The following is a 12,319-nucleotide window of genomic DNA, read 5'->3' as shown; positions in this document are numbered from 1 at the left end:
GCAAGCATTCGCCGATAGCGAATCATCTTAAAACAACAAAGTTTACGAAGACAGTCTTCATTAAACGTTCGAACGGCATTCGAGATCTCTTAGCAGCGTTAGCCAGAGTTTTTATCTGATGCTTGCACATCATCGATCTCAAAGCCAAGGTCTTCGAGGATTTGATGATCAACTGTACTTTCTTGTCCAGCCGTCGTCAAGTAATCACCGACAAATATGGAATTGGCCGCATAAAGTCCTAATGGTTGAAGACTACGAAGGTTAACTTCCCGTCCACCCGCAATGCGAATCTCCTTTGTAGGGTTTATGTAGCGGAAAAGCGCCAACACTTTTAAACAGTATCGCGGGTCGAGCTCATCTACTCCTTCCAGAGGCGTGCCATCAATGGCATGTAAGAAATTGATCGGAATGGAATCAGCATCGATCTCCTTTAAACTTCGTGCCATGTGAATCACATCTTCCTTTGTTTCCTTCATACCAATAATGACACCAGAGCAAGGCGATATACCAGCATTTTTCGCGTGTTGAACGGTTTCTACGCGATCATCATAAGTATGTGTAGTTGTAATATGATGATGGTGCTGTCTTGATGTATTTATATTATGATTATAGCGATCCACACCTGCTAGTTTTAATTGATCGGCTTGCTCTGGTTTTAACATCCCTAAGCATGCGCAGACTTTTAGCCCATATTGATGTTTTATTTCCTCTACTGCAGATGTTACGGTGTCCACTTCACGATGACTTGGACCTCTGCCACTAGCGACAATACAATATGTACCGACGCGTAACCGATCAGCTTGTTTTGCGCCTTCTAGTAATGTTTCTTTATCAACCATACGGTAGGTTTCAGTCGGTGTCTTAGCAACAGCTGATTGAGCACAGTAACCACAATTTTCTGGGCAGAGTCCTGACTTTGCATTGAGAATCATGTTTAATTTCACTCTGTTGCCATAATAATGGTGCCGTATTTGATAAGCACCATGAAGTAAGAGTAAGAGCTGTTCATCGGGACAATGTAAAATGGACAAAGCTTCTTTATCGGAAAGATTGTCACCATGTATGACACGTTCGGCTAGATCAGTCCAAGATATTGCCGTCATACGATTTCCTCCTTAGCTAACTTGTTTTGTGTTCACTGCATCTGTCGTGTTTGGTTGTGTCACAATTCCTTTCATTCGATAAGCAAGCAGACCAGCGAATATGGATAAAATGAAATCTTTTGGCAATGGAGCGAGCATCCATGACCACACAATGGAATAATCAAACGGTGTCTCTACAATATATTTATAGGCCACATACATCCAATTTGTACCGACGAAATAATTGATGCCCATTCCGATGAGGCTGGCTGCAATAAATATGTTGCGGGTTGGTTTCTTTTCAACGATTTTGCCCGTCACATAAGCAACAATGATATAAGATAAAATGAATCCGAATGTTGGTTTAGCAATGACCATGATTCCCCCAGAAAAGTTTGCGAAGACTGGCGCTCCTGCAAATCCTACTAATGTGTAAACGATCATGGAAATAGCGCCCAAACGGCTACCTAACAGAAGTCCCGCTAAGATACAGAAAAATGTCGTGAGCGTAATCGGAACACCACCAATCACGATAAACGATGTGATATTTGCGCCAATGGCCATTAAAGCGGCGAACATGGCAGCAAACGTAATGTCTTTTGTGTGTAATTTCACAGTACATCCTCCTTGATTGAATAGATTATAATGTTAACGTAAAATAAAATAAGTTAACAATACAATCGTATTATAATTGTTAACTTTAATAAAATCAATGTTAACAATAATATTTTATACTTGAATGTTAACTGGAGACGGAGGGAGAAGGGAGACAATTCGTTAAAAAAACGCACGGAAAATCAGTTACGATTCACCGTGCGTTTGTTCTTTACCCTTCGATAATTTTTACGTGGAATTTTCGTTGGCGTGGTCCATCAAATTCGCAAAAATATATGCCTTGCCAAGTCCCGAGCAATAAACTTCCATTGGAAACAACAAGTGTTTGGTTATGTCCTACTGTACTTACTTTTAAGTGAGCCGCTGTGTTACCTTCCATATGTCGATCTTTGGGATGTTCCCACGGATAAACTTCCTCAAGGCGACGCAAAAAGTCGGTTTTGACATCAGGGTCGGCATTTTCATTCACAGTAATACCAGCTGTTGTGTGTAGTGAAGAGACAATCACCAATCCATCTCTAACATTTTGCTCTCTTAGAAAACTTGCTACTTCAGAGGTAATATCAACGATTTGGTCATGATGATTCGTTCGTACTTGAAACGTTTTTTCCATCTTCATCATCCTTTTTTGAAATTTTATGCTATTTTTATTCTACTAAAAATCGGATGTATGTTAAAATTTTGTGTAAACAGGTAGAAAGGAAGCGATCATGATGACAAAAGCAATACATACGGACAATGCACCACAAGCAATTGGTCCTTATTCACAAGCAATTGATGCAGGCGATTTTGTTTACATCTCAGGGCAAATCCCGCTTGATCCAGAATCAATGCAAATCGTGGAAGGAGATATTGTGGCGCAAACAAACCAAGTGATGGCGAATTTAGAGGCCATTTTGACTGAAGCGGGATTAACCTTCGGCCATGTGGTTAAATTTACGATTTATATTGCGAATATGGATGATTTCGCGACGATTAATGAGGCTTATGCGAAATTCTTACAGGAACCTTATCCTGCACGAGCTACAGTTGAAGTGAGCAAGTTACCAAAAGGCGCACAAGTTGAAATGGACGCTATTGTCAAAAAATAATATGAGGACAGAAAAGGCTTTTCGGCTTAACAAATAAGCACGAAAAGCTTTTTTGTATGTTTACGTACCTGCATACATGCTATCAATGAGGTTTTAATAGATAAGGAATGGGAATGATAGAAATAAATGAGGGAAATGCCCCCATAATTTTGCAATTCTAGCATAATAGTATAGTAAGAATACATTTAAAAGGAGTAAAGCAATGAAAAAATTGATCAGTTTATTGGTAGTATGGCTTTTTGTTGGACTAGCAATCGCTCCAAATGCTTTAGCGAGCCAAGGAAATGATGTCATTGATGAGCGCAATGGAAAGCCGAAGCTCGTACTAGGTGAAGCGTTATCGGAGGCGCAGAAAGATGAAGTACGCGACATGCTAGATGCCACTGATCCGAATCAAGTGGAAGAATACACAGTCACCGCACAGGATCTCGTAAACTATATTGGCGGTGATCCAAATTCGAGTATGTATTCATCAGCGAAAATTACTCGAAAAAATGAAGGGCATGGACTGGTTGTGAATATCGTCAATGCTGAAAACATTACAGAAGTGACAAATGATATGTATGCCAATGCATTACTTACAGCTGGGATTGAAAATGCTGAAGTTGAAGTCGCTTCTCCGCTCAAAGTAACAGGTCACTCCGCTTTAACAGGGATTTATAAGGCGTTTAATGTGGACGGTGAATCTTTAGATCAAGATCGTATGGAAGTAGCGAATGAAGAATTAGACGTTGCAACCAATCTGGCAGAAGAAGCAGGTATCGATCAAGAAAAAGTCAGCCAGTTATTAAGTGAAATTAAAAAAGAAATTTCGAATCAAAATCCCGCAACGAAAGAAGAAGTCGAGCAAATTGTTAGTGATCAATTAAGTCAACTCAACATTGAATTAACACCGGAACAAAAAGAGATGCTAACGAATTTGTTTGATAAAATGCGAAATTTAAATATTGATTTTGGACAAGTCGCTGATCAGCTGGATGGTATTTTAAGTGATATTCAAGGGAAATTGGATGAAGTAACAAGTGAAGACGTACAAGGTTTCTGGGAAAAGGTAAAAAGTTTTTTTACAAATCTTATGGACTCGATTCGGGGATTATTTAATTAATGGTGCGTGTGAGTCATTCCACAATAACATGCTTGTTCTGAGCATCTCGTTTTGAATGGTTGTTATTTTTTGTTATTTTTTACTAAGGTGAAAATCTTTTGAATGGGAGAGTTCATAATGGATAACAAAAAGCAACAAATTCTTTTAGCGGAACGACCAAAAGGAACACCAGATGAACATACATTTCAATTTGTAGAAGCAGATATAAAGCAACCTGAGGAAGGAGAAGTCCTCATTCAAACCTTATATGTATCGGTTGATCCATATATGCGTGGGAGAATGATTGATGCCCCTTCTTATGTGGCACCATTTGAATTAAATGCAGTGATTGATGGTGGCGTCATCGGTAAAGTGATAGCGTCCAAATCAAATCAACTCGAGATAGGTGACATTGTTATCGGTGGATATGGCTGGCAGACCCATTACACAGCGAGTGAAGATGAAGTAAGAAAAGTAGATAAAGAGATTGCTCCCATTTCTACGCACTTAGGCATTTTAGGGATGACGGGATTAACTGCATATTTTGGCTTACTTGATATCGGACGACCAAAAGAAGGTGAAACCGTTGTAATATCAGGTGCTGCCGGAGCTGTAGGGTCCGTCGTCGGTCAAATTGCAAAAATCAAAGGCGCGTATGTAGTAGGCATTGCAGGGTCTGACGAGAAAAATCGATATTTAAGTGATGAATTACAATTCGATGCAACGATCAATTATAAAACAACGACCAATTTGGCAAATGATATCGCCAAAGCTTGTCCGAATGGTGTAGATGTCTATTTCGATAATGTGGGTGGAGACATATCTGACGCCGTCCATGCAAACCTTAATAAATTTGCTCGTATCCCTGTTTGTGGTGCAATATCCAGTTATAATTTAGAAGGTGAGGATATAGGACCACGTATTCAAACGACATTGATTAAGAAAAGTGCGCTCATGCAAGGTTTTACTTTAGGGGATTATGCCGATCGTTTTCCTGAAGGATCAAAAGCATTAGCTCAATGGTTACAACAAGGGAAGTTGCAATATCAAGAAACCATTAAAGAGGGATTTGAGAATATCCCCGACGCCTTTCTTGACTTATTCAAAGGCAATAACACCGGCAAACTTTTAGTGAAAATCGCAGAGCAGTAATTATCTTAGAATAAAAAAGATCATGTTTTTTTAAGCAGATCCCCAACAGTTAGTGATCTAATCTAACGATTGGGGATCATCTTTATTTGTCCCAATTATTTGTCATAGATGATATGGTTGTCATACTAATCGTCTGCGTATAAAGCCAGAGATCTGATCAATAATTGTGACAGTAATGATAATGGATAAAAGGATCATACCAACTTCTTCCCAATTTCGGTTCATATATGCAAAAGTGATTAACATGCCGATACCACCAGCTCCGACAATGCCAAGAACAGAGGAGGCACGCACGTCAATTTCAAAACGGTAGATCGCGTAGGACAAAAATTCTGGTAACACTTGTGGTAAAATGCCATAAATGAAGATTTGCATTTTGTTCGCACCACTCGCCTGTAATGCTTCAATCACATTCATATCAATCGATTCAATAATTTCGGCATACAGTTTCCCTAGCATACCAGTCGATCCGATAGCGATTGCTAGTACCCCAGCAAATGGATTCGGCCCAATCGCAGCGACAAAAATGATGGCCAAAATGATTTCTGGAAATGCTCTGATCGCACCTAGTATCCACATACCGCATTGATTCCAGAATGTATGTTTTACCATGTTTGATGCTGCCAGAAAGGCAATGGGTACCGCAATGATAGCCGCAGCTAGAGAACCTGTGTAAGCGATGAACACTGTTTCGACCATTTTTTCAAGTATGGAAGGTGTTTCGCTGAATGCAGGCTGGAGAAACTGGGGGAGAATGCGATCAATATTTTCGATGGTTCGCATACTAAAAATATCGCCCCAGTTGATAGTCATATTGGAAAAAGTCCAAAAATAGATCATGACAATAACTAGCAAAACGATCATTCGCTTGATCAGTACTTTTCTCTGATTCGGTTTTTTCGGAAGTGTAAAGGTTGTTTCAGTCATTAGACAAGCCCCTCTCTCAGTTTGCCGCTGATGTAGTCAATGATGACGACAACAGCAAATACGATGATGACAATCGTGCTAACTGCTGGGTAATTAAAAAAGTTGATTTCTTTATTTAATAATTGTCCAATCCCACCAGCACCAACGAGTCCCAAGACAAGGGATGCACGTATATTTAATTCAAATACATAAAGACTAAATGAGATAAATTGTGGCAATACTTGCGGAACGATCGCGAAATAAATGGTTTGTAACCCATTACCACCAGAAGCACGAATCGCCTCGGATGGATTCATGTCTATCGATTCAATCACTTCACTCATTAATTTGACTAAAATCCCAACAGCAAATACAATAAGCGCGATAATCCCCGAAAAAGCACCAATCCCGAATAATCCGACAAAGACGACAGCTAGGATAATATCGGGAACGGTACGAATGATATTTAATAAAAAACGCATCGCTTGGTATAGCCAATGATTTGTTGTCACATTATTGGCCGTTAAGAGTGAAAAAGGAATGCTTATGATGACAGCAACCGTTGTGGCGATAATCGCTATATGTATCGTTTCAAATAACTTTGGCCAAATTTCTTCCAGATAACTCCACTCTGGCGGAAAAAACTCACCAATTAACCCAAAGACATTCGGCATTTTTATAAAAAGATCAAGTAAAAATGATTCGGTCATTATGGAGCTAAGCAAATAAAAAGTACTGACGATAACGATTGAAATCGTAATGGTCAGCTTTGTTTTGCGAGGGTATAAACCTTCAGGTGTAAAAGACGCTGATTTATGCACCTTTCATTCCTCCTCGCATATCTTCATCACGAATACTTCGTCCATAAATTTGTTCAAATGTTTGTTCGGAAACTTGTGATACAGGTCCATCAAATACAATTTCACCATCGCGCATACCAATAATACGATCGGCATATTCCATCGCCATATCAATAAAATGTAAATTGACAATCGTCGTAATGTTGTCTTCTTCGTTAATTTGTTTTAAATATTTCATGACTTGATGTGAAGTCGGTGGATCTAAACTGGCGACTGGTTCATCAGCTAGCATCACTTTTGGCTGTTGGGCTAAGACTCGTGCGATACTAACACGTTGTTGCTGACCACCACTGAGCTCATCGGCGCGATTGTATAATTTATCTTCAATATTGACTCGTTGTAAATTCTCGTAGGCTAACCGTTTATCCTCATTGGAAAATAAATGAAAGATGCTTTTCCAAGTGCCAGTGTATCCTAATCGTCCGGCCATAACATTTTTCATCACGGTAGAACGTCTGACTAAATTATAGCTTTGAAAAATCATTCCGACTTTTGTGCGTAGTGTGCGTAACTGTTTATTATTGAGTTGTAATACATCGTCACCATCCACTATCAGTTCACCTTTAGTTGGTGTGACTAAGCGATTTATACTGCGAATGAGCGTGGATTTACCAGCTCCTGATAAACCGACGATGACGACAAATTCACCTTCTTGAATATGTACATTTACTTGCTTGAGTCCCTCGGTGCCATTCGGATAAACAAGTGATACATCTTTGAATTCAATCATGTGCTTTCTCCTTTCTGGTGTCATGGAAACACAGGAGAGAATAAACTCTCTCCTGTTATTATTTGTTATTCATCAAGTGAAATGGTGTCTTCAAATTTTTCATACGTACTGCGGACAACATCGTATTCACTGTCTTCTGCTTCAATAATGCGTCCCAGCTGTACACATCATTCATGATTTGAATCATTTCTTCATCATCATTAAAGCTTAAAAACGTTTCTTTAATGTTCTGCACCATTTCATCGTCCAGTTCGCTCGTGACAGAAATCGTATCATTTGGTATTTCATCTGTATAAGTTAAAACATCCAATTTTTCCATAATGTCAGGGTATTCTTCTTCCAACTCTGTTCTGACGTCATCAAATGTTGTGGCAACATCAGCTTCACCGTTATATACTTCGATAGCGGAGTTATCATGACCACCAGTTTGGATGGAATTAGCAAAAAATTCGGTTTCTGGATTTTCAACACCAAATTCATCCATAATTTGTGCAGCTGGGAATAGATAGCCACTTGTCGAAGTTGGATCCCCATAAGCCCACGTTGTTCCTTCTAAATCTTCTAAACTTTCGATTCCGGAGTCAGAACGGACAAGATATTGTGCTTTGTATGAACCACTGCCATATCGTTCAGATTTTAGAATAACTTCAACATCATGCTTATCATTGGCGAGTACATAAGCGAAAGCTGGGATGAATCCGATTTGTATTTCGTTTGTTCCCATGGCTTCGACTAATGCTGTATAACTCGTCATGACTTCACCTTGCACTTCGACGCCAAGCTCCTCTGATAATTTTTCTGCTAATGGTTCGACGGTATCTGCAATCGTGTCTGAGTCTTGCGATGGGACAAATCCCATGACTAATTTTTCACTCGAATTCCCACTACTGCTACAACCAGCAATTAGCATAAAAGTAGCAACAGTGAACATAATGATAGCAATTTTTTTCATGTTTCCATTTCCCCCTAAGAAAAACAATTTTTTTAGACAAGCCTATTATCTATCGATTAATGTTAAAAAGCTAGACAATTTACCAAAAGATAACAATTTTATCATTCTATTAAACTTTTTTACATTGTATTGAAGAATCATTGATTTTTTATGGAGTAGGCTTCTTACATTCGGTATAATGAGAGAAGGACCGATCATGGAGGAAACGTAATGCGAAATGTTTTTCGATATGCAAATATATATCAAAAGTCGATGGTAATCGCGATTTCTTTAATGGTGATTGAATTAATCGTAGAATTGGTTCAACCTGTGATCATGTCAAAAATCGTTGATGAAGGTATTGTTGCAGAAGATATGTCAGTGATCTATGGATATGGCGCTATTTTACTCGGTATGACGCTCTTTGCTTTTGCAGCGGGGATCGCTAGTTCATTTTTTGCGGCTCAGGTTAGTCAAGGCGTCGGACATGATATGCGGCAAGATATGTTTCGTAATATTCAAATGTTTTCTGTGATGAAAATTCAGCAATTTGCCACATCCACCTTGTTAACGCGACTGACGAATGATGTAACACAAGTGCAGGGACTATTATTTGCCTTTATGCGAATTATGCTTCGTGCGCCCTTATTTATCATATTTGGGATTGTTATTTCTTTTACAATTAATATACCGCTAGCGTTCATTTTATTGTCTACGGTTCCGGTTTTATTTATCATTATGATTTTTTTTATGCTAAAAGGAATGCGGCTTTTTCGCTTTGTGCAAGAAAAAATGGATCGATTGAATCATATCATTCGGGAAAATCTTTTAGCGATAAAACTTGTAAAGGTATTTCATCGAATCGGATTTGAAAAGAAACGTTTTATTCAAGTGAACACAGATGTCATGAATGTGAACAAGAAAGCACTATGGGTCATGGAAATTGTGATGCCTATTGTGCATTTGGTGATGAACGGGGCCATTATTGGATTGCTGTGGTTTGGTGCGATCCAATTAGAAACAGGCGCCCATCAAGCAGGTGAGTTGGTTGCTATTCTGAATTATGCAACGAGAATCCTTGCTTCGTTTGGTGTTTTTTCCTTTTTAATAATGAATCTGTCTAGAGGTCGGGCATCAGCGGGTCGCATCGACGAAGTTATTTCTGCTCACCCCGATGATGATGCGACATTTAAGTCGATTCAGGGACGTTTACAAGGGGCTGTTACATTTTCTGAAGTTGATGTTCAATATCCCCATGCGAATTCATTTGCTCTTGAGAAGGTATCCTTTGACGTTCGCCCTGGTCAAAAGGTTGGTATTTTAGGAGAAACAGGGGCTGGAAAAACGTCTTTATTACATTTAGTGCCTTATTTATATTCTCCGACGAATGGAACGATTCAAATCGATGGTACGTCCATTGAAGATTGGGGAAACGATATTCGGCGCCATGTCACTTTAGTTCCGCAAGAAGGGTTTTTGTTTTCGGGGACAATCCGTGAAAATATTGCTTGGGGAAATGAACATTTATCTGAAGAACAAATGATTCAAGTTGCCAAAGAAGCGCAATTACATGATTTTATCGAGTCTTTATCGGATCAATATGACACATTTGTCGGTCAACGCGGGGTGAACTTATCAGGTGGGCAAAAGCAGCGTTTGTCTATCGCTCGTGCATTAGCAGGTCACCCCAGTATTTTACTTTTAGATGATAGTACGAGTGCATTAGATGCCGATACAGAGAAGAACGTGTTACAAGCGATTCGTCAACGCGCGTGCACAACATTTATTGTATCGCAAAAGGTAAGTTCGATCATGGACGCAGATATGATTCTTTTGATTGAGAACGGTAAGTTAGTTGGAAAAGGTAACCATACCGAATTATTACAGTCGAATCCATTATATCAAGCCATATGGCGCTCCCAACAGAAAGAAGGTGGCAAGTAATGGTGGACTCCAAAAAACAACGACCTTCGATTCAAACATCGCGTCATCATCCGCCGATGGAAAAATCGCCAAAAGTGAAAAATGTTACTGGAACGTTACGTCGAATTTGGGGATATATGGAATCGAATCAAAAACGATTCCTTCTCGTTCTTTTCTTCGTGTTCCTTAGCTCCATACTTGCGTTGCTTGGTCCCTACTTAATCGGGATAGCGGTCGATACGATAACAGGTGAAGTGTCATCCATCCATTTCACAACGATTCTATGGATGTTAGCATTCGTCTTTCTATTTCATTCGATAACGCTTGCGTTGCAAAATTATTGGATGATTGGTATCGCCCAACAAACCGTATATCGGATGCGAAAAGACTCATTTTCTCACGTACTCGATCTTCCCGTCATCCAATTTGAACGCACCCAAAGCGGTGATGTCATGAGTCGATTAACGAACGATATTGAAAATGTTAGCCGCACGTTAAATACAGCGGTGATTCAGTTGTCTACCAGTTTGTTAACACTCATAGGAACGTTATGTGTCATGTTTTGGTTAAGTCCGTTATTAACATGGATGACGCTCACCATTGTCCCTTTAATGTATTTTGGGATGAAATGGATTACGAAGCGGACAAGAGTCTACTTTAAAGAGCAACAAAAAGAACTGGGAGAGATGAACGGGTTTATAGAAGAAAGCTTGTCTGGTCACGCTATGGTTAAATTGTTTCATCAAGAACAGCGAATGATCGATACATTTGCCCAGCATAATCGTAGGCTACAAAAAGTAGGATACTGGGCGCAAGTATATTCAGGGTTTATTCCTAAGGTGATGAATACGCTAAATAATTTCAGCTTTGCGATTATTGTGGGAATTGGCGGATGGCTGGCGATTGCGACGAATGCTAGTACAGTATCGATTGGTGTGATTGTCACTTTTACGACTTATGCTAGGCAGTTCACTCGACCATTAAATGATATTGCCAATCAATTTAATACGATACTCTCAGCAATAGCTGGCGCTGAAAGAGTATTTCAAATAATGGATCAAGAGAAGGAAGAAGTCATCGATCAGCGAAAAGAATGGCTAGGTGAAATGAAGGGCGATGTCCGTTTCCAAGAAGTATCTTTTTCATATACTGAAGAAGAAAAGGTGCTCAATCGAGTATCATTTCACGTACAATCTGGAGAGATGGTCGCTATTGTTGGCCCAACCGGAGCTGGAAAAACAACGATTGTTTCTTTGCTTGCACAGTTTTATGAAGCAGACCAAGGTGAGATTTTCATTGACGGTGTTGATACATCTACGATTCAAAAACAAACGATTCGCAAACAATTAGGCATGGTGTTGCAAGATGCCTATTTGTTTGAAACGACGATACGAGAAAATATTCGTTACGGCAATATAGATGCGAGCGATCAGCAAGTTGAAGAAGCTGCACAACTGGCCAACGCACATGCATTTATTGAGCAGTTGCCGCATCAATATGATACATTATTAGAAGGCAATGGTCAGGGCATTAGTCAGGGGCAAAGACAATTACTTGCTATAGCACGAGCCGTGTTGGCTGATCCAGCGATTTTGATTTTGGATGAAGCAACAAGCAGTATAGATACGATCACTGAGATGAAGATTAATGAAGCGCTCGGTCGATTGATGAAAGGGCGTACGAGTTTTGTTATAGCCCACCGTCTACATACTATTCAAAATGCTGATCAAATCCTCATGTTACGTAATGGTGAGATCATCGAACAAGGCACACATACTGAACTCGTACAAAGAAATGGCTATTATCGACATTTGCTCACGACGCAACAAATGATGTTTGAGTAAAAACTTTTACAACGGGTCGATAATGTTTATACAATGGAATATAATAATGGAACACTGTTTTCGTAAACGTAATAACAATTTTGCAGAAAACAGCTGACTGA

11 protein-coding genes and 1 pseudogene are annotated in these 12,319 nt (G+C 39.5%); 5 read left to right on the top strand and 7 right to left on the bottom strand.

What is annotated here, in order from left to right; translation table 11 throughout:
• Positions 1–98: 98 nt before the first annotated feature.
• The 3 genes from bioB to J416_RS04070 form a co-directional block, all read right to left on the bottom strand.
• Complete coding sequence (gene bioB / locus J416_RS04080; protein WP_003465363.1) at positions 99–1,103, bottom strand: biotin synthase BioB; 1,005 nt, start codon at positions 1,101–1,103, stop codon at positions 99–101.
• Between the two features lie 12 nt (positions 1,104–1,115).
• Complete coding sequence (locus J416_RS04075) at positions 1,116–1,697, bottom strand: biotin transporter BioY (RefSeq protein ID WP_003465360.1); 582 nt, start codon at positions 1,695–1,697, stop codon at positions 1,116–1,118.
• Between the two features lie 211 nt (positions 1,698–1,908).
• Positions 1,909–2,310: a secondary thiamine-phosphate synthase enzyme YjbQ gene (locus tag J416_RS04070; RefSeq protein WP_003465359.1), complete on the bottom strand. Its 402-nt coding sequence runs from the start codon at positions 2,308–2,310 to the stop codon at positions 1,909–1,911.
• A 100-nt stretch (positions 2,311–2,410) separates the two neighbouring features.
• Here J416_RS04070 and J416_RS04065 point away from each other — a divergent pair, with 100 nt between their 5' ends.
• The 3 genes from J416_RS04065 (at position 2,411) to J416_RS04055 (ending at position 5,024) form a co-directional block, all read left to right on the top strand.
• Positions 2,411–2,788: a RidA family protein gene (locus J416_RS04065; protein ID WP_003465357.1), complete on the top strand. Its 378-nt coding sequence runs from the start codon at positions 2,411–2,413 to the stop codon at positions 2,786–2,788.
• Positions 2,789–2,990: 202 nt separating this feature from the next.
• Positions 2,991–3,893, top strand: a complete 903-nt coding sequence (locus tag J416_RS04060) for a DUF1002 domain-containing protein (protein ID WP_003465356.1) — start codon at positions 2,991–2,993, stop codon at positions 3,891–3,893.
• Positions 3,894–4,010: 117 nt separating this feature from the next.
• Entirely contained in the window at positions 4,011–5,024 is a 1,014-nt protein-coding gene (locus tag J416_RS04055; protein WP_003465353.1) for an NADP-dependent oxidoreductase, read from the top strand.
• A gap of 120 nt (positions 5,025–5,144) precedes the next feature.
• On the opposite strand, the gene phnE (J416_RS04050) is transcribed toward J416_RS04055, so the two are convergent.
• From phnE (J416_RS04050) to J416_RS04035, 4 genes and pseudogenes are all read right to left on the bottom strand, one after another.
• Entirely contained in the window at positions 5,145–5,951 is an 807-nt protein-coding gene (gene phnE, locus J416_RS04050; protein ID WP_003465350.1) for a phosphonate ABC transporter, permease protein PhnE, read from the bottom strand.
• Complete coding sequence (gene phnE / locus J416_RS04045; protein ID WP_003465348.1) at positions 5,951–6,751, bottom strand: phosphonate ABC transporter, permease protein PhnE; 801 nt, start codon at positions 6,749–6,751, stop codon at positions 5,951–5,953. Before phnE (J416_RS04045) ends, phnE (J416_RS04050) begins: the two co-directional genes overlap by 1 nt.
• Positions 6,744–7,520, bottom strand: coding sequence for a phosphonate ABC transporter ATP-binding protein (gene phnC / locus J416_RS04040; protein WP_003465346.1), 777 nt, complete (start codon positions 7,518–7,520; stop codon positions 6,744–6,746). The genes phnE (J416_RS04045) and phnC overlap by 8 nt, the downstream gene beginning before the upstream one ends.
• Positions 7,521–7,585: 65 nt before the next feature.
• Positions 7,586–8,472 (bottom strand): annotated as a pseudogene (locus J416_RS04035) (phosphate/phosphite/phosphonate ABC transporter substrate-binding protein).
• A gap of 210 nt (positions 8,473–8,682) precedes the next feature.
• On the opposite strand from J416_RS04035, the gene J416_RS04030 reads away from it, so the two are divergent.
• The gene (locus tag J416_RS04030; RefSeq protein ID WP_003465341.1) at positions 8,683–10,395 is read left to right on the top strand and encodes an ABC transporter ATP-binding protein; all 1,713 of its coding nucleotides are present in this window, start codon (positions 8,683–8,685) and stop codon (positions 10,393–10,395) included.
• A complete protein-coding gene (locus tag J416_RS04025) occupies positions 10,395–12,218 on the top strand; it encodes an ABC transporter ATP-binding protein (RefSeq protein ID WP_003465340.1) in 1,824 nt (607 codons plus the stop codon). Before J416_RS04030 ends, J416_RS04025 begins: the two co-directional genes overlap by 1 nt.
• The last annotated feature ends 101 nt before the right edge of the window (positions 12,219–12,319 follow it).

Origin of the sequence: Gracilibacillus halophilus YIM-C55.5 (assembly GCF_000359605.1) — a bacterium.
Taxonomy (GTDB): Bacteria; Bacillota; Bacilli; order Bacillales; family Amphibacillaceae; genus Gracilibacillus; species Gracilibacillus halophilus.
This window is presented reverse-complemented; position numbering and strand designations above follow the sequence as displayed.